Below are 18414 nucleotides of genomic sequence, written 5' to 3'. Positions count from 1 at the left end.
ATTCGATGAAACGCCCCACCGTCCAGTAGCGATAGCCAAAATCCCCGCCAACCCCAACAACAGCAACCAACGCCGCAATGAGGAGGCTCCGCTTGAGGAGCTTCCGGCCGGCCCTGGGAGCGGGGGCGGCGGGAACGGATGCCTCGACCGCCGGTCCCTTGGGGGCTTCGGCGGCGGGGGACTTTGCTACTTCGCCGGCCGGAGCGGCATCGGCTTGGCTTGCGTTTCTGAACGCATCGTTGCGGGGCAGTTCGACCATGGTCCGTTTCCTTCGGTATCGCCACCCCTTTGCACGGGGCCAATTTTGATGCGATGAAGATGCGTCGGAACGGTCCTTCTGATAATCTCCTCAAATCTGGAAGGATCATCAACTCACAGTGGATAATCCGAGGACGAAATGGATCGGCTGACCAGCCTCACAGTCTTTGGCCGGGTGGTGGAATGCGGCGGCTTTTCCGCCGCCGCTCGCCGGCTCAACATGTCCGTCACCATGGTGGGCAACCATGTGCAGTCTCTGGAAGATCGCCTCGGCGTCCGGCTTCTGAACCGCACGACGCGCCGCGTCAGCCTGACGGAAACCGGCAAGTATTACTACGAGCGCTCCTCCCAGATTCTTGCCGACCTGGAAGAGGCGGATCGGGCGGCGGGCGCGCTCAGCACCATGCCGCGCGGCACGCTGAAGATCTATACCAGCGGCGCCATCGTCCGCTTCCTGTTGCCCGTCATCAATGAGTTCATGACGCAATATCCCGCGATCTCGCTCGATTTCAATGTCGGCGAACGGTCGATCGACATGATCGAAGAGCGCTATGACCTGATGATCCGCACGCTGCCCGCGCCGGATTCGACGCTCGTCGCGCGCAAGCTTGCGCCCTGGCGTCACATGCTCGTGTGCTCACCCGAATATCGCGACCTGCATCCCATGCCGAAGGTTCCGGCCGACCTCGCGGCGCATAATTGCCTGCAATATGCCTATTATCCCTATGGCGATGAATGGCGTTTCGAAGATGCCGACGGCAATCAGAAAGGCGTCAAGATCTCCGGCAATGTCGTCTCCAACAGCGCCGAGACGCTGCGGTTTCTGCTGGCGAGCGGGCAGGGCATCTTCCTTGCCCCGAGCTTCATCGTCTTCGACGATGTCGCCGCCGGCCGCCTTGTGCGCGCCATGCCCGACTATCGGGCGGTGGAGTTCACGATCAGCGCGATCTACCCGAACCGCAGCCATCTGCCGACGAAAGTGCGATTGTTCATCGACCTGCTGGCGGAGCGTTTCGCCGAACATCGCAAATGGATGACCTGATCGGCTGAGGCAATCCGACTTGTGCTCCAGATCAGTCGCCCCCGCTGCCCCGGCAGTCTTGCCGGGGCCGATTTCGCCTGGAATGGTCTTGGCGACCGTCAGCCTATTTCAGCGACACGACGCCGGCCGCGACATCCGGTATGGCCGGGATGATGCCGCTCTTGGCATACCATTCGGCGACTTTGCCGATCTGCGCGGCATCCGCCGCGGAAACCGCCGTCGTCGGGACGGCATTGTTCTCGCCGATCTTCTGGGCGAGGTCGGCCGGCACGTTCATTTCCTTGACCCAGATGGCTCCGGCTTCGGCCTTGTTGGCGATAGACCAGGCATTTTCCGATTTGATCACATCGAAGACGAGCTGAAGCTGGTCGGGTTTCGATTGGGCGAAGTCCTTGCTGGCGACCAGGACGACGGCATTGTCCGAGCGGATGGCGCCGCCGTCGGCAACGACCTTGCCGTCATAGGCTTTCTCGGCGATCGTCAGAAACGGATCCCAGGTGGCCCAGGCATCGACATGGCCCTGGGTGAAGCTTGGGCCGCTGTCGCTGGGGCTCAAATAGACGCGCTCCACGCTCTTCGGATCGACGCCGTTGGTCTCGAGACCCTGCATGAGCAGGTATTCGCCCGTGCCGCCGCGATTGACGGCGACCTTCTTGCCGGCGAGATCCTTGATGGAGCCGATCGTGGAATCCTTCTTGACGACGATCCCTTCCGAACCCGGCGCCATCTTCTGGTAAGCGAAAATGACCAGCGGGACATTGGCCGCGAGTGCGGTGATGGCGGACGTCGAGCTGCCGGCGGTAATGTCGATGCTGCCGGCGTTCAGGGCTTCAAAGGCGGGAGCTGCCGCCGGGAAGGGCCCTGCCCATTCCACCTTTATGCCCTTGTCGGCAAGCGCCTTTTCGAGGGTGCCGCGCGACTTGGCGAGCGTGATGTCGTTCGGCCCCCGCAGCCAGCCGATACGCACCACCTGGTCCGCCGCCTGGGCGGCGGGGGCGAGCGTTGCGATGGCGGCTGTCGCGGCCATGGCGACGAAGAATTGACGCTTTGTGATCATTTTGCTGTTCCGATCTGCCGAAATGGCGTGCGTGGGAGCGATAGATATCAGGCATGGGAGGGTTCGACGCCGAGCTCGGCCAGGAGCTCGGCTTCGATACGGGCTGCCTCGGGAGCGCTGCGCCGACGAGGATGGTCGAGAGCGACGCGGATCTCCTTGGTAAAGCAGCCGTTTTCGAGGACGAGGATGCGGTCGGCGAGCGTGATGGCCTCTCCTATGTCATGGGTGACCAGCAGGACCGCAGGTCGGTGTTTCTGCCAGAGATCGAACACCAGCCCATGCATGCGCAGGCGCGTCAGGGCGTCGAGGGCCGCAAAAGGCTCGTCCAGCAACAATAGCTCGGGCTCGCGCATAAGCGCGCGGGCAAGTGCTGCGCGTTGCGCTTCGCCACCTGAAAGGGTCAGCGGCCAGGCGTTCAACCGATGCGAAAGCCCGACGTCCTCAAGCGTTTGAACGGCGATGGAGCGCGCGTCGTTGCGCCTGACGCCGAGAGTGACATTGTCGACGACCGTCTTCCACGGCATCAGCCTCGGTTCCTGAAAGACGACCGAGCGACGCCGCGGGAGCTGCAATTGCCGCGCCGGCGCATCGTCAAGCCCGGCAAGCACGCGCAGCAAGGTGGATTTGCCGGACCCGCTGCGACCGAGGAGGGCAACGAATTCGCCGGCCGCGATCGTCAGATCGATGCCGTCAAGGATTGCCGGGCCGCCGAAGGTGCGTGTGAGGCCGCGAATATCGACCGGCGCCGTCATGCCAGCACCTGCGGGCGCCAGCGCAGCGCATAGGCTTCGATCAGCCGCACCAGCCCATCGGTCAGCAGCCCCATGATGGCATAAACCATGAGGCAGACCACGATGACATCCGTCTGCAGGAAATCGCGGGCATAGGTGATGATATAGCCGATGCCGCTGGAGGCATTGATCTGTTCGCCGACCACGAGACTGAGCCACGCGACGCTGAGGCCATATCGAACACCGATGAGAAGAGAAGGCAGCGCGCCCGGAATGATGACGTGGCGGATGATGCCGAACGTATCGAGCCCCAGCGTGCGGCCGGCTTCGACGAGCTTTCCGTCGATACCGCGAATTCCCCCATGCAGGGTCAGATAGATCGGGAAAACGGCGCCGAACGCGACGAGACCGATCTTCGGCCCTTCGCCGATGCCGAACCAGAGGATGAAGAGGGGCAGAAGCCCGAGAAATGGCATGGCCTTCAGCATTTGAAGCGGCGGATCGATGGCCGATTCACCGAGCCTCGACAGGCCGGCGGCAAGCGCGAGCGCGACGCCGACGGCAAGGGCGATGGAAAAGCCGGCCAACACACGCAGGAAGGAAATCGCAAGACCTGTCACCAGCTCGCCCGAGATGACCAATCGATCGGCGGCACGGAGGATTTCGCTGGGTGCTGCGAGCGTGTGTGGCGAAAGAACCCCCGTCATGCTAGCGATCTGCCAGAGAGCGATGATTGCGACCGGTGAGACGAGGCGTGTCGCAAATCGCGCGCGCCGCCCGCCAGCCGGCCGAGGCGGCGGAGAGCTGTCGGCCTGACGGGAAAGGTCTTGGTCGATGGTGGATATTTCAGCCATTCGAGGGTTTTCCGCCGAGGTCTCGATCGAACAATGTCGACCAGGTGAAGTGCTTGCGCTCCGGTGCCGTGCGCTCGACGGGAAGTCGTAGCAGAACAAGTTCGCCGAAACGATAGGCCTCCTCCAGAAGCGGCATGCCGGAGAGGATGAACGTGTCGACGCCGACTTTCCGATAGGCTTCCAACGTCCGGATTACCGTATCCGGCGAGCCGACGATGGCGGTGCCCGGACCCGGCCGGACGAGGCCGATGCCCGCCCACAGATTGGGGGAGATCTCCAGATCGCGCAGATTGGCGGGCTTGATGCCGCCGTGCATGGCGCTCATTCTCTGCTGACCGATGGAATCCGTGTTGGAGACGAACCGCTGGTTGGCTGCGATCGCCGCATCGTCCATCTGCTCGTAGAGGTCCGCTGCCGCTTCCCAGGCCTTCTCGTCGGTCTGGCGAACGATGACATAGAGGCGTATGCCGTAGTTGAGGTCGCGACCGTGGACTTCCGCGCGGGCCTTCACCTTCTCGACTTTCCGGCCCATCTGCTCCGGAGTTTCGCCCCATGAAAGGTAGGTCTCCACATGCTTGGCGGCGACCTCTATGGCGCTGTCGGACGAGCCGCCGAACCAGAGCGGCGGCGGCTTGATGGCCGATCCGGCCGGCAGCGCGAGTTTCGCCCCTTCCGTCTGGAAATACTTGCCCGTGTGAGTGACGCTTTCACCGGCCATCAGCCGATGCCAGATGGTCAGGTATTCGTCCGCCATCAGATAACGTTCGTCATGCGGCATCATCATGCCGTAGGCGCCGAGCATCTTGGCGTCTCCGGAGACGACATTCAGCATCAGCCGGCCGTTCGAGAACTCCTGGAAGGTGGCCGCCATCTTTGCCAGAAGCGTCGGAGCGATGAGCCCCGGATGGAAGGCGATGAGGAACTTCATCCGCTCCGTGTAGGGAAGCAGTGCGCCGGCAAGCGGCCAGACGTCGTGCGCGCCGGTTGCAAACAGCGCGCCGGTGAAACCGAGATGGTCATAGGCTTGAGCAAGCTGCTTGTAATAGCCGTAGTCGATGGTGCGCGACCCTTCGGGCTTCCAAGGATAGGCGCCATCCGGCGCGCACATGTACCAGAGTACGTTCATTTCAAATCTCTTTGTCGCTTGTCGTCACTATCGTCAGTCTGGCCGGCAGATCACCGTGGTCGAAGAGCGTGTCGGCCTCCGCCTGCTGTTCGCGCAGAAGCGCGGCATCCGCGGCTGTCGCCTGCCAATTCCGGCCTGAGACGACGCGCGTCCAGGCCCGCCTCTCCGTCTCGTCTCCGCCGGAGGCAAGAAGGGCGGCCGCCTTTTCGGGGTCGGCGGCAATTTCCGCCCCGAGGCGTTGCAGCTCTCCGGCAAAATCGCTCATCGCGTCCCTGGACAGGTCTCGATCCCGGATGGTCCAGAACAGCGAACGGTTTGGAATGAGGTCGCCGCAATGGGCGAGCACACGGAACTCTCCGCTGACGAGCGATTGCTCCAAATGCGGAGCCATGGCGACCCAGGCCTTGACTGTTCCGCTCCTCAGCGCCTCGCGCGAGGGTGCCGGCACCATGTCGCGGCGATGGATGTCGGCCAGCTTCAGGTTTGCTTCCCCGAGCTGCTTGGCAAGGAAGTAGGTGAGAAAGGAGCCGTCGACCAGGGCGACCGCTTCCCCTTTGAGATCGGCGATGTCCTCGATATCGGAGGTTTTCGATACCAGGATTGCGCCGTTGGCCGGGCGGGGCGCTGACGCTGCGACATAGGAAACCGAAAGCCCGGACACCGCCGCAAGGATCGGCGGCGTGGATCCCGTTCCGCCAATATCGAATTCGCCCCGAACGAGCTTGTCCGCCGTGTCACGCCCTTCGTGATAGCCGATGAATTCCGGATTCATGCCGGCAAATGCTCCGGGCCACAGCGATGCCAGGCGAAGGTGCAGATTGTTGGGATGATGGCCAATCCTGAAAGCCAAGACATTTACCTCGTTGCTTATTGTTATATAAATTTATATAATGACTAGAGAATTCTTGGCGAGAAATTCAACGCTGAAAATTTGAAGAGAAAGAGAAAAAAATTCCGAACAAGCGCAGGATCAGAAGCGGATGACGAACAGCTCCAAGATCGAGAAAAGCCGGACGCGCCAACCCCATGAACCCAAGGTGAAATGTCGTGCCATCGGGGCCGCCTCCGATTTCCTGAAGGCCATGTCAAATCCGGTTCGGCTGGCAATCCTGTGCGTTCTCATGGAAGGCGCGAGAACCGTGGGGGAGCTGGAGGAGATTCTCGACGTGCACCAGCCGACGCTATCCCAGCAGATCGGTGAATTGCGCGATGCCGGCATCATTGCCGGCAGGCGTGTGGCGAAGGCCGTCGTCTATCGCCTCGCGGACCCGCGCGCGGGCCAGATCATCGGCCATCTGCGCTTGCTCTTTCCCGATTCCACGGCGTCCGCCGTATGGCGCGGAACGCAGTTCGAGCCAGCCAATGCTGTGGAGATGGGCTAGATTTCCGATCTGGAACAGCACGGAAATCCAGTGCTGTCGGAAGCCATATCGATGCATGCCCGCATGAGGCGGCGGACGAATTTCCCGGTGAGCCGTCGGTTTAGATATCATCCTGCCGTCGCCCCGGCCGATCAGACACCAAGTTGCGGATAATGACGGACTTTGCGGATGTCGTTTCAATAGTCTCGCGAAAAATAGAAGACTAATTCCATAGACGATATTGGAATGCTGTGGCCGCTTCGATACCCTTCCGGAACATTCGGTATCCGAGGGATTTCAATGACGATAGCAGCAAATTTCAAGGCATTTATTCTGACGGCCGGCCTCGTGTCGTTGCTGTCGTCAGCCGCATTTTCGGCTGACGACAGCAAGCCCGTTCAGGGCGGCACGCTCATCTATCTGGAGCAGCAGTCACACACGAACCTCTATCCGCCCGCGGGCGGCTTTTATCCGAATGGCGGCGTGCTGAACCAGATCACCGACAAGCTGACCTATCAGAATCCCCAGACCTTGCAGATAGAGCCTTGGATCGCGGAATCGTGGACTGTCAACGACACTGCCACGGAATACACCTTCAAGCTTCGCAAGGGCGTGACCTTCTCCGACGGATCGCCGCTTGACGCCAATGCCGTCGCCAAGAACTACGATACGTTCGGCCTTGGCAACAAGGAGCTGAAGCAGCCGGTTTCGGAGGTCATCAACAACTACGACCACAGCGAAGTTGTCGATCCCGATACCGTGAAGTTCTATTTCAAGAAGCCGTCGCCCGGCTTCCTGCAGGGTACCTCGGTGATCGGATCCGGCCTCGTCTCGCTGAAGACGCTTGCGCTGCCCTTCGACCAGCTCGGCGATGCGACGAAGATCATCGGTTCCGGCCCCTTCGTCGTCGCGAGCGAGACGCTCGGCAAGCAACTCGAACTGAAGGCCCGGCCGGATTACAATTGGGGTCCGGCTAAACTCGAGCATCAGGGCCGCCCCTATCTCGACGGTATCAAATACATCATCACCGGCGAAGACAGCGTGCGCATCGGCGCATTGCTTTCCGGCCAGGCCGATTTCATTCGTCAGCTTCAGGCCTATGACGAAAAGCAGGTGGTCGATCAGAGCTTCGCGATCTATGCGGCGCCGACCCGTGGCGTGAACGACAGCGTCGCCTTCCGCCCGGACAACCCGCTCGTCGCCGATATCAAGGTTCGCCAGGCGCTCCTGCATGCCACGAACAACAAGGAAATCGTCGATACGCTGTTTTCGACGAATTATCCGCAGGCAAAGTCGATCATTTCGTCGGCCGCCGCCGGATATGCGGATCTTTCCTCGAAGCTGACCTACGATCCGGCCGCCGCAGAGAAGCTGCTGGACGAGGCGGGCTGGAAGAAGGGAGCGGACGGCGTTCGCCAGAAGGACGGCAAGCCGCTTTCGCTCGCTGTCTATGAATCGATACCGCAGCCGCAGAACAAGGCCGTCTTGCAGCTCGTCGCTCAGCAATGGGCCAAGATCGGCGTGAAATTGCAGGTTCTGGCCGGCACATCCGGAAATCTGGTAACCGACAATGTCGATCCGGCCAAGACGCCGCTGGTGGTCGCTGAAGTCGGCCGCGCCGATCCCGACGTCATCAAGAGCCAGTTCTATGCGAAAAACCGCGATGCCCTGCTGCAGAAGGGTGGCCTCAACCCCAAGGCGACGTTCTCGGACGACAAGCTGAACGGCATTCTCGAGACCGTTGCTTCCGAAACCGACAGCGGCAAGCGATTGGCCGCAGCCAAGGCCGCGCAGGAATATCTGCTGGATCAGGCCTATGTCATCCCGTTCTTCGAGGAACCGCAGGTCTTCGCGGGCGCGCCTTACGTGAAGGGGATTGCATTCGAGGCGGTCGGCCGACCCTCCTTCTACAGCACATGGCTTGCTGCGCATTGATGAAAAGCTGCGAGCCCGGCGTAGCGCCGGGCTCGTCGAATGTGAAGGCGTAAGATCGGCATGGCGAAATACATATTATCCAGAATCGGGCAGGCCCTGTTCGTGCTGTGGGCTGCATTCACGGTGTCCTTCGTGTTGCTGCAGTCGCTGCCGGGTGATGCGGTACTGATCAAGTTTCAAAATCCCGACTATGGGCTGAGCCCCGAGCAGCTTGCCGATATCAGGGCCGCCTACGGCGCCAACGGATCGTTCCTGCAGCAATATTTCCATTCCGTCGGGAATTTCCTGACGGGCGATTTCGGCTATTCCCTGCAGGCGGGGGTTCCGGTGAACTCCCTGCTTGCCACCAACGTGCCGCCGACCCTGCTGCTTGCGGGGCTGGGTTTCGTGGTGGCAGTCATTCTTGCCGTTCTGATCGCGATCGCCTCCAATCTTTCCGGCTTCGCATGGCTGCGCGGCCTGATACAGGCCATCCCCGCGCTCTTCATTTCGGTGCCGACCTTCTGGCTCGGCATCATGTTTATCCAGATTTTCTCCTTCCGCTTCCGCCTCGTGCCGGTCATCAATCCGGGCCCTTGGGAAGGCCTCTTCCTGCCCATTCTGACGGTTGCAGTCCCGATCTCGGCTCCGCTCGCGCAAATATTGCTGAAGAATATCGATGAAGTGCTGACCAGGCCCTTCGTGCCGGTCGCCCGCGCCAAGGGGCTTTCCCATGCAAGGGTCTTGTGGGCGCATGTCGCCAAGAACACGCTGCTGCCGGTCCTGACCGTTGCCGGGCTGTTGTTCGGTGAGCTGGTGGCCGGGGCCGTCATCACGGAAACGGTCTTCGGGCTCAACGGCATCGGCGGCCTGACCAAGCAGGCGGTCGACAGTCAGGATGTTGCCGTTCTCCAGGCGATCGTCATCATTGCCGCATGCGCCTTCGTCGTCATCAATCTCGTCGTCGATCTGCTCTATCCGGTGCTCGATCCGCGTCTGAAGACCAAGCTGGGAGCCGCATGATGGCAAGTATCGAAACCGCTCGCCATCATCCGGGGATCGATGCGTCCGAGCCGGAAGGCAGCACCTCGCCGGCGACGCTCCAGACCCAGCTTCGCGGAAGCATTCCGTCCGGGCGACGGTGGCCAGTCATCCAGCCCGGCCTCGTCCTTGCGTGCCTTGTGCTCGCGCTGGTCGTGCTTTGGGCCATCTTTCCCGGCATTTTCACGGTCTATGATCCGGTTCAGGGTTTGCCGGGCCAGCATCTTCGTCCGCCGAGTGCGGCACATCTGCTGGGGACTGACTCGCTCGGTCGCGACCTTTATGCCCGCATCGTCTATGGGGCCGTGCATTCGCTGTCCGGCGCGCTCGCCGCCGTGGGCATCGCCCTTCTGGTCGGTACGACGCTCGGCGTATTGGCCGGCTCGCTGGGAGGCCGGTTCGAGACCGTCATCATGAGGCTGGTGGACGTCATGCTGTCCATTCCGGACTTGCTGCTGTCGCTCAGCATCATCGTTCTCCTCGGCTTCGGCACGGTCAATGCGGCAATCGCGGTCGGCTGCACGCTGATCGCCAAGTTTGCCCGGTTGGTCCGTTCGGAAGTCGTCACGGTGCGGCGAAGCGAATATGTTGAAGCCGCCTTCGGCAGCGGCGGCACCTTCTTCAAGGTGCTGTGGCGTCATATTCTTCCCAATTCGCTGACTTCGGTGATCGCCTTTGCCGCGCTTCAGGCGGGATGGGCCATCCTGCAGCTGTCGACCCTCGGCTTCCTCGGCTATGGCGCCCCGCCGCCGACACCGGAATGGGGTCTGCTGATCGCCGAGGGACGCAACTACATCGCAACCGCCTGGTGGCTGACGGCCGCGCCCGGTCTCGTCGTGGTCCTTGTCGTCATTTCCATCAATCGCATCAGCCGGGCTATCGGAAGGATCGGGAAATGACGGTTCCAGTGATTGGCGCGCTCGAGAGCAACACCGCCCCCATCCTCGACGTGGCAGGCCTGCGGATCGGCTATCGCGACAAAAGCGGTCTGCGCACGGTCGTTCACGATATCGATTTCCAGGTTTGTGCCGGCGAAGTCGTTGCCCTGGTCGGCGAGTCTGGCTCCGGCAAGAGTTCGACGGCGCAGGCGGTGATCGGTCTCTTGCCCGAAGGCGGTCTTCTGCAGCAAGGCACCATCCGCCTGAATGGCGAGGAGATCGGCGGCTGGCCGCAAAGACGGCTGGACAGCATTCGTGGATCAGTTATCAGCCTGGTGCCGCAGGACCCCGGCAATTCCCTCAACCCGGTCAGGACGATCGGCGATCAGGTGGCCGAGATCCTCGTCGTCCATGGCAGGGCTTCGGGGGCCGCCGCCCGCGTCCAGGCAATCGACCTTCTGGAGCGCGTCGGTCTCAGCCAGCCCCAGCTGCGCGCGAAGCAATATCCGCATGAGCTTTCCGGCGGCATGCGCCAGCGCGTGCTGATCGCCATCGCCATGGCCTTGAAGCCTTCGCTCATCATTGCCGACGAACCGACGAGCGCGCTCGACGTCACGGTACAGAGGCACATCCTCGACCTCATCGACGATCTCAGGCGTGAATACGGCACGGCGGTCCTGCTGGTCACGCATGACCTCGGCATTGCCGTCGACCGATCGGACCGGCTCATCGTCCTGCAGCATGGCCGCATTCAGGAGCAGGGGCGCACCGCCGACGTCGTGAGGCATCCGCAGAGCGCCTATACACGGCGTTTGCTTGCCGACGCGCCGTCGTTGAACATGGGGCCGCAACGCATTCCCGCTCGGCCGATCGCGTCCGCGCCGCAGCCGGCCGACGACATCATCGTCGTCGACGGGCTGGTTCAGGATTTTGGCCATGACGGAGATGCGGATAGGTTCAGAGCCGTCGATGATGTCTCGTTTCGCGTCCGCCGCGGCAGCACGCATGCGATCGTCGGCGAGTCCGGCTCCGGCAAGACGACGACGATACGGATCGTCTCGGCTTTCCAGCGGCCGACCTCCGGGAAGGTTGTGATCGACGGGCTGGACCTGTCTTCGCTGCGTGGCGAAACGCTCAGGCTTTTTCGCAAGAAAATTCAGCTCGTCTATCAAAATCCCTATGGATCGCTTGATCCACGCCAGACGATAACGACCATCGTGGAAGAGCCGTTGCTGAATTTCGAGCGGCTGCCACGCCGGGAGCGATTGGCAAAGGTGGCCGCGACCCTCGACAGGGTCAAGCTGCCGGCCGAGGTATTTCAGCGGCGGCCGCACGCGCTCTCGGGAGGGCAGCGCCAACGTGTCGCGATTGCCCGGGCGCTGGTGCTGGACCCGCAGATCTTGGTGCTGGACGAGGCGGTCTCCGCCCTGGACGTGACCGTGCAGGCCCAGATCCTCGATCTTCTGGACGAGCTGCAGCGCGAGCTGGGGCTGACCTACCTGTTCGTCTCCCACGATCTTGCCGTGGTGCGGCAGATCGCAGACACGGTCTCGGTTCTGAACGGGGGGCGGCTCGTCGAAACGGGCACGATCGACGATGTCTTCAGCAATCCGCAGAGCCCCTATACGCGCGAACTGATCGATGCCGTGCCCGGCAAGAAGTTTCCGCGATTAATCGATTCCACCATCAGTGCAGGATAATTCCATGAGTACGCCATTGTCACCGAAAAGACTGGGCTTCTTCAGCCGCGTTCTCGATCAGGCGGACGCCGCGACCCGCTACCGGCTTGTCGCCGAACAGATCGTTCACGCGGAGGAGCATGGCTTCGACAGCGCCTGGGTAGCGCAGCACCATTTCAACGGCGAGGAGGGCGGGCTGCCCGCGCCTCTGGTATTCCTTGCTACGCTGGCGCCGCAGACCTCTCGCATCCGCCTCGGCACGGGCGTCATCACCCTGCCGATGGAAAATGCCGTGCGGGTAGCCGAAGATACCGCCGTGCTCGATCATCTGCTCGATGGGCGGCTGGAAGTCGGCTTCGGCACCGGGGGAACTCCGCAAGCCTTCCTGCCTTTCGGCCTGGAGAGCGGCGAGCGCGGACAGGTCTATGGCAAGCACCTCGCCCTGGTGCGCGAGGCCTGGGCCGGAGGCGAGCTTGCGGGCGGCAATCGTCTCTATCCCGTCGCGCCGCACCTGCGCGATCGTGTCTGGCAGGCGACTTTCTCCGTCGGCGGCGGCATCCGCGCCGGTGGCGATGGGGATGGGCTGATGTTGTCGCGCACGCAGCCGCGACCGCCGGAGACGCCGGACGCCGAGCTCTGGGACCTGCAGAATCCGATCATCGATGCCTATCTCTCGGCCCTGCCCGTCGGGCGTTCGCCGCGAATTCTGGGCTCGCGCAGCCTGTTCGTCTCCGAGAACAGGAAGGAAGCCCTGCACTTTGCCGAGATCGGCCTGAGGCGCAACGTCGAGCGCTTCAAGGCGAGCGGCTTTACGTTTTCGGGCGAAACGACAGCCGATTTGATCCGGGCTTTCGACGTTCACGTCGGTACGCCGGATGATGTCATTGCGTCGCTCCGGGCCGATACCGCTTTGTCACGGGTTACGGATCTGGTGTTCCAGGTCCACTCCGTCGATCCGCCGCACGAATATATTCTGCGCTCGCTGGAGCTCATCGCGAAGCATGTCGCGCCTGCGCTCGGCTGGGTGCGGCAAGGTCCCGTCGCGAACGAACCCCGCTTGGCGGCGCGGGTCTGAATACCGGCATTTAAGGAAGGGCATTAGCCATGACGTCACAGACCACCGATACCATCGATCTCCTTGCGGGAATTCACGCCGGATCCTTGCTGGATCGCCTGCGTGCGCAAAGGCCGGAGACGCGCCTCAATGCGCAGAAAAGCTATCAGGCGCTGTTTGAGCCCGCGCATCAGGGCGATGTGACCCCGCAGGAGCGCTTTGCCGTTGCCGTCTTCGTTGCCGGGCTTCACGGCGCCGCCGAGGCCGGCGGCTTCTACGCCTCCAGGCTGAAGGAACAGGCCGGCGGGGCGGCGCTCGCCGTCTCCGTCGATGGGGAAGTCGAGCGCGGCCGCACGAACGGCCCCTATGGGCACTATCCCGCCGGTCCGCTTTCCGGCGAGGATCGGCCCGGGCTCGTCTACGAGGTTTCGAACGAGAGCAGGGACGCGCTCGGGCCGAAGCTGGCGGCAGCGCTCGAGCACAGCCATCTTCTGGTTTTCCGTCCGAGAGAGGCAAGTGCTGCGGCGTTGCAAAAGCTGCTCGATGCCGGCTGGACGACCACCGGCATCGTCACGCTCTCGCAGATCGTCGCATTTCTGGCGTTCCAGATCCGCGTTGTCGCCGGCCTCAGGGCATTGGCAGAAAACGCGGCGAATGCCGGGCAGGCGGCTTCGGCCTAGTCGAATCAAGAGGAATTCCCATATGACCGAAACTGTCATTCATCCCGCAATCGAGAACCGGCCGAATGCTTTCACCCAGGCCGAAATCGGCTGGACCCCGTGGCTGCAGCCACTTGACGAGGCGGATCTGACCGAGCGTCACTGGGCCGGTCTCGTGGATGCGTCCCGCGCGAAATCGCCCTACTTCATGTTGCTGGCGCGCGACCCCGACATTCTCCAGGCTCGTACCAAGACGGACAAGGATATCTTCTACAACGTCTCGGCGGGCCTTCCCCGGGCCGAGCGCGAGCTTGCCGCCACGGCCGCCTCGCGCGCAAACGGCTGCATCTTCTGTGCATCGGTTCATTCGCGTTTCGCCTCGCATCATTCCAAGCGGACGGATGACGTGCAGCGTCTGCTGGACGACGGTCTTAAAGCCGATCTCGGCAGCCGGTGGAATGCCGTTGTCGAAGCGTCGGCGGCCCTGACGGCAACGCCATTGCAATTCGGCGCGGACGAGATCGCCAGGCTGCGCGAGGAAGGATTGGACGATCTGGAGATTGCCGATGTCATCCATGGCGCAGCCTTCTTCAACTGGGCAAACCGGCTGATGTTGTCGCTGGGAGAGCCGACGCCGGCGGGCTGAGGCTTTCGGGGATACCGAGTACAAGGTTCGCAATAAGAGCCGCGTTGCCGCAAACAGGCATCGCGGCTTTCGCTTTGGCCAAATCGATCCGGGACCGCCACTACGATTGCGTCTGGCTTGCCGGCTGTCGCGTTTCCGCTTGGCGCGCTGCCGATACCAGGCGCCGCTGCGCGCGGATGGCGCTCCATTGCTGATCGATCAACACGCCGAGCAGGATCACGCCGCCCATGACCGCGAAGTTGAGCGAGGAGGGGATGCCGAGAAGGTTCACGAGATTCTGAAGCTCCTGCAAGAGGATGGTGCCGAGCACCACACCGATCAGGGACCCTTCGCCGCCGCGCAGAGAAAAGCCGCCGAGGACCGCCGCGGCGATGGCGTAAAGCTCGTAGAACTGCCCATGGCTCGCCGGCGAGATGGAGCGCGTGTACATGGCGAAATAGATTGCGGAAAGCGCCGTCAGCACGCCGCAGATGGTGTAGGAGACCGTCACCATCTTTCTCGTGCGGATGCCGGAATATTTCGCGGCCTCCTCGTTCTTGCCGATGGCGTAAAGATAGCGGCCATAAACGGAGCGGTGCAGGACGATCCACATGATGGCTGCAATGATCACCAGCGCGATGAAGGTGTTCGGCACGCCGTAGAAACGGCCGGCGGTCAGGAACTCCAGCGTCGGAAAATTCTGGCCGAAAGCAAAGCCGGCCGTGCCGTCCGCCGTGTAGAAGCGCGCCGCGCCGCGATAGATCAGCAAGCCGCAGAGCGTGACGACGAAAGGCTGAAGATTGAGCTTGGTGATGAGCCAGCCATGGATCGCCCCAAGGACGCCGCCGAGGAGCAGGATGAGAGGAAGCGCAACCGCCCAAGGCATGTTCTGGACGGCAATGAAATCGATGAACAACACGCCGAGCAGGGCGACCAGCGAGCCGACGGAGAGTTCGATGCCGCCGGTGATGATGACGAAGGCCTGGCCGATCGACAAAATCCCGAAAAGGCCGATAAGGTTCGACGTATTGGCGAGGTTGATCGGCAGAAGGAAGCGCGGATTGATGATCGCGACGACGATGCCGACGACGATGATCAACAGGAGCAGGCCCAGATCTTTCTTACTCATCGATTTCCATTCCCATTGGCCGCAGCCGTTAGAGCAATTCCAGGAAAAGTGCGCAGCGGTTTTCCGTCCGGAATTGCTTAAAACAAGGAGATAGAGCGGTTCAGAGATCCCATGGATAGCCGAACCGCCCTAGTGTAGCGTCTTGCCGACGGCCAGCAAAAGCACGTTTTCCTGACTGAACTGATCCTTATCCAGAATGCCGGAGATCTGGCCCTCGTGCATGACCGCGATGCGGTCGGAGACGCCGATGACCTCCTCCATGTCGCTCGAGATCATCAGGATCGCCACGCCGGCATCGGCGAGCTTGCGCATCAGGCCGTAGATTTCGCTCTTCGCGCCGATATCGATGCCGCGGGTGGGTTCGTCGAAGATCAGCACCTTCGGATGCATCGCCAGCCATTTGGCGAGCACGACCTTCTGCTGGTTGCCGCCTGAAAGCGTGCCGGTGCGGGTCGAGATCGATGGCGCCTTGATGCCGAGCTGCCGGCGCTGGCTTTCGGCCGCTGTATTTTCGCGTTCCGAAGAAACCATGGAGCGGTGCGCATAGGCCGGAAGATTGGGCAGGGATATGTTCTGCGAGATCGGCATATCGAGCAGGATGCCATTGAGCTTGCGGTCTTCGGGCACGAGGAAAATGCCGTTGGCGACGGCGTCCCGGGCGGATCTCAGCTTCAGATCCTGCCCGCCAAGCGCGATGTTGCCGCCGTAGCTCTGGTCGATGCCGAAGAGGACGCGGGCAAGCTCGGTGCGACCCGAGCCGACGAGGCCGGCGAGACCCAGGATTTCGCCATAACGGATATCCAGATGGACCGGCTGCATCGGATAGGCGGCGGTCTGGACTGCGGAAATCTTGAGCGCGACCTCACCCGGCGGCCGGGCGGCTTCTATCGAGCGTGCGGCCAATGCGCGGCCGATCATCAGCTTTACCATGTGGTCGTGATCGATCGACTCCTTGGGCAATGTGCCGACCAGGGTTCCGTCCCGCAGCACGACGACACGATCGGCGACGCGTTCGACTTCATGCAGTCGATGCGAAATGAAGATCACGCTGATGCCATCCGCCTTCAGCGACGATATGACGGCCAGGAGTTTCTCCGTCTCGGCCAGCGGCAGGCTCGACGTCGGCTCGTCGAGAATGACGAGGCGGGCATTGATGGAGAGCGCCTTGGCGATTTCGACCATCTGCTGCTGGGCGAGCGACAGTGAAGCCACCGGCGTATCCGGCGAAAAATTGGCGCCGACGCGCTTCAACAGAGGGGCGACCATGTCGCGCAGGCGGCTTCGGTCGACCAGCTTCAGAAAGCCGCCCCTTAGCGGCTCGCGGCCGAGAAAAATATTCGCAGCGACATCGAGATTTTCAAACAGGTTGAGTTCCTGATGGACGAAGGCTATGCCCGAGGCGATGCTGCTTTCGACCGTGAAGGCGCCCTGCTCGGCTCCATCGAGGCGAATGGTCCCGCGGTCCGGCTTGACGACGCCACCGAGGATTTTCATCAGCGTCGATTTGCCCGCGCCGTTTTCGCCGACAAGGCCGATCACCTCGCCGGGAGCGACATCCATCGAGAAATTATCGAGCGCCACCACGCCAGGATAGGTCTTGCCAATTCCCGAGAGGCTGAGAAAAGGCACCGTGGCTTCCGGCGCTGCCAGTGTATCCGATCGTTCAATCATGACGAGTATCGTGCCTGTGCGGTGTGGCTTCGGAAGCCGTCGCGTCGTGAGCATTTCATAAATCCAGCAGCGCCGGTCGCCGCAACCGGCGCTGCTGGAGGATGGCTTTAATTGCCAGCCATCGCCTTCAGATTTGCAGCATAGGCATCGACGTCATCCTTGCCGATGATCTTCGTCGGGATGATGATCAGCTTGCTGTCCGGAATGCCCGACTTGTCGCCCTTCAGATAGGCGGCCATCAGCTTCATGCCCTGGTAGGCCCAGAGATAGGGCTGCTGTACGACGGTGCCGGCAATCGTGCCTTCCTTGACCCCGCCGAGCGTGATCGGATCGTCATCGAAGCCGACGACGGTGATCTGGCCGAGCTTGCCGGCTTCACGCAGCGCCTCGTAGATGCGCGGTGTGTTGTAGGAGTAGAAGCCGACCATGCAGGTCACGTCCGGGCTTGCAACCAGTGCGTCTTCGACGTTCTTCTTTGCTCTCGTCTGGTCGATGTCGTCGCCGCGCACGTCAACCAGTTCGATCTTCGTGCCGGCTATGCCGTCCTTCATGCCCTGGATGCGCTCCTTTGCATTGTCGGCGCCGAGAAGGCCGACGAAGCCGATGCACTTGCCGCCGTTCGGCAGGGCCTTCTTGGCGATTTCGGCCGCCTGCTTGCCGGCGTCGACGTTCGAGGAGCCGATATAGGCGACGCGGTTTGTGTCGGGCGCGTCGCTGTCGGTGGTAAACAGCGCGGTTTCCGAACCGATCTTGTTCAATCCGTCGGTCGAGGTCTTGGGATCGACTGCGGAAACCATGATCCCCTTGACGCCGGCGGCAACGAGGTCTTCCATCAGTCGCTGCTGGATGGCGACCGAGGATTGCTCGGGATACTTCAGTTCCATATCGAAGTCAGGCAGTTCGGCCTGGGCTTTCTTGACGCCGGCTTCGGCGGCTTTCCAGAAGTCGGATGCGCCGTTGACCACAAATGCGAGCGTCGGCTTGTCGGCGGCGTAGGTTGCCGATGCATAGCTTAGCATCAGCCCTGCCGCAAAGGCGGCAGCACCTCGTCTTAGATACTTCATGATCATCCTCCCATAGACCCGCTGGCGGGATCTAGTTGCAAATCGCGGCGGATCGTCCTGCACCCCCTCCAAGGGTTTCTCGCCAAGCGAGATGCGGCACGTCCAACCACAATGCAACGGTATACGACTAATTTCGATTAGTAAATAGAATTAGTAATACAAATCGGCGTTGGACGCGCGCCATAGCGGGGAAAATGTCGTTTCCCGTGTTATTCCAGTGGCATGTCGCCGCAAATTTGTGGGTGATCTCCCAATTTATCATCGCACCAGT

The 18414-nt window shown here is 61.8% G+C and carries 17 protein-coding genes and 1 pseudogene; 9 read left to right on the top strand and 9 right to left on the bottom strand.

Going from position 1 to position 18414, the window contains the following annotated elements; genetic code table 11:
* Positions 1-259 (bottom strand): annotated as a pseudogene (locus ACQZ6J_RS31605) (HlyD family secretion protein); the annotation flags it as partial.
* A 138-nt stretch (positions 260-397) separates the two neighbouring features.
* Between ACQZ6J_RS31605 and ACQZ6J_RS31600 the strand changes: the two are divergent.
* A complete protein-coding gene (locus ACQZ6J_RS31600) occupies positions 398-1300 on the top strand; it encodes a LysR family transcriptional regulator (protein ID WP_449086933.1) in 903 nt (300 codons plus the stop codon).
* A gap of 103 nt (positions 1301-1403) precedes the next feature.
* Here the strand turns inward: ACQZ6J_RS31600 and ACQZ6J_RS31595 are convergent, their stop codons facing one another.
* Genes ACQZ6J_RS31595 through ACQZ6J_RS31575 form a run of 5 tightly spaced genes read right to left on the bottom strand, consistent with a single transcriptional unit; the run spans position 1404 to position 5918 of the window.
* Positions 1404-2357 (bottom strand): aliphatic sulfonate ABC transporter substrate-binding protein, encoded by a 954-nt coding sequence (locus tag ACQZ6J_RS31595; RefSeq protein WP_449086932.1) that lies wholly within the window; start codon positions 2355-2357, stop codon positions 1404-1406.
* Between the two features lie 47 nt (positions 2358-2404).
* Positions 2405-3109 (bottom strand): ABC transporter ATP-binding protein, encoded by a 705-nt coding sequence (locus tag ACQZ6J_RS31590; RefSeq protein ID WP_449086931.1) that lies wholly within the window; start codon positions 3107-3109, stop codon positions 2405-2407.
* Entirely contained in the window at positions 3106-3942 is an 837-nt protein-coding gene (locus tag ACQZ6J_RS31585; RefSeq protein ID WP_449086930.1) for an ABC transporter permease subunit, read from the bottom strand. The genes ACQZ6J_RS31590 and ACQZ6J_RS31585 overlap by 4 nt, the downstream gene beginning before the upstream one ends.
* Complete coding sequence (locus ACQZ6J_RS31580; protein WP_449086929.1) at positions 3935-5068, bottom strand: LLM class flavin-dependent oxidoreductase; 1134 nt, start codon at positions 5066-5068, stop codon at positions 3935-3937. Before ACQZ6J_RS31580 ends, ACQZ6J_RS31585 begins: the two co-directional genes overlap by 8 nt.
* 1 nt (position 5069) lies before the next feature.
* Entirely contained in the window at positions 5070-5918 is an 849-nt protein-coding gene (locus tag ACQZ6J_RS31575; RefSeq protein ID WP_449086928.1) for an ABC transporter substrate-binding protein, read from the bottom strand.
* 130 nt (positions 5919-6048) lie between these two features.
* Here ACQZ6J_RS31575 and ACQZ6J_RS31570 point away from each other — a divergent pair, with 130 nt between their 5' ends.
* The 8 genes from ACQZ6J_RS31570 (at position 6049) to ACQZ6J_RS31535 (ending at position 14300) form a co-directional block, all read left to right on the top strand.
* Positions 6049-6450 (top strand): ArsR/SmtB family transcription factor, encoded by a 402-nt coding sequence (locus ACQZ6J_RS31570; RefSeq protein ID WP_449086927.1) that lies wholly within the window; start codon positions 6049-6051, stop codon positions 6448-6450.
* 279 nt (positions 6451-6729) lie between these two features.
* Positions 6730-8364, top strand: coding sequence for a TIGR04028 family ABC transporter substrate-binding protein (locus tag ACQZ6J_RS31565; protein ID WP_449086926.1), 1635 nt, complete (start codon positions 6730-6732; stop codon positions 8362-8364).
* 60 nt (positions 8365-8424) lie between these two features.
* Complete coding sequence (locus ACQZ6J_RS31560) at positions 8425-9366, top strand: ABC transporter permease (RefSeq protein WP_163988114.1); 942 nt, start codon at positions 8425-8427, stop codon at positions 9364-9366.
* Positions 9366-10283, top strand: a complete 918-nt coding sequence (locus tag ACQZ6J_RS31555; RefSeq protein ID WP_449086925.1) for an ABC transporter permease — start codon at positions 9366-9368, stop codon at positions 10281-10283. The genes ACQZ6J_RS31560 and ACQZ6J_RS31555 overlap by 1 nt, the downstream gene beginning before the upstream one ends.
* The gene (locus tag ACQZ6J_RS31550; RefSeq protein WP_449086924.1) at positions 10280-11962 is read left to right on the top strand and encodes a dipeptide ABC transporter ATP-binding protein; all 1683 of its coding nucleotides are present in this window, start codon (positions 10280-10282) and stop codon (positions 11960-11962) included. The genes ACQZ6J_RS31555 and ACQZ6J_RS31550 overlap by 4 nt, the downstream gene beginning before the upstream one ends.
* Positions 11963-11966: 4 nt before the next feature.
* Positions 11967-13016: a putative FMN-dependent luciferase-like monooxygenase gene (locus ACQZ6J_RS31545; RefSeq protein WP_449086923.1), complete on the top strand. Its 1050-nt coding sequence runs from the start codon at positions 11967-11969 to the stop codon at positions 13014-13016.
* Positions 13017-13045: 29 nt separating this feature from the next.
* Entirely contained in the window at positions 13046-13675 is a 630-nt protein-coding gene (locus ACQZ6J_RS31540) for a CMD domain protein (RefSeq protein WP_449086922.1), read from the top strand.
* A gap of 22 nt (positions 13676-13697) precedes the next feature.
* Positions 13698-14300 (top strand): alkylhydroperoxidase domain protein, encoded by a 603-nt coding sequence (locus ACQZ6J_RS31535; RefSeq protein ID WP_449086921.1) that lies wholly within the window; start codon positions 13698-13700, stop codon positions 14298-14300.
* Positions 14301-14400: 100 nt separating this feature from the next.
* Here ACQZ6J_RS31535 and ACQZ6J_RS31530 read toward each other — a convergent pair whose 3' ends face one another.
* The 3 genes from ACQZ6J_RS31530 to ACQZ6J_RS31520 all read right to left on the bottom strand — a co-directional run bounded on the left by ACQZ6J_RS31530 (position 14401) and on the right by ACQZ6J_RS31520 (position 18143).
* Positions 14401-15408: an ABC transporter permease gene (locus ACQZ6J_RS31530; protein WP_449086920.1), complete on the bottom strand. Its 1008-nt coding sequence runs from the start codon at positions 15406-15408 to the stop codon at positions 14401-14403.
* A 129-nt stretch (positions 15409-15537) separates the two neighbouring features.
* On the bottom strand, positions 15538-17079 hold the full coding sequence (locus ACQZ6J_RS31525) for a sugar ABC transporter ATP-binding protein (protein ID WP_449086919.1): 1542 nt from the start codon (positions 17077-17079) through the stop codon (positions 15538-15540).
* Between the two features lie 107 nt (positions 17080-17186).
* Positions 17187-18143 (bottom strand): sugar-binding protein, encoded by a 957-nt coding sequence (locus ACQZ6J_RS31520; RefSeq protein ID WP_163988120.1) that lies wholly within the window; start codon positions 18141-18143, stop codon positions 17187-17189.
* Positions 18144-18414: the final 271 nt, after the last annotated feature.

This window comes from Rhizobium sp. A37_96, assembly GCF_053521765.1.
This window is presented reverse-complemented; position numbering and strand designations above follow the sequence as displayed.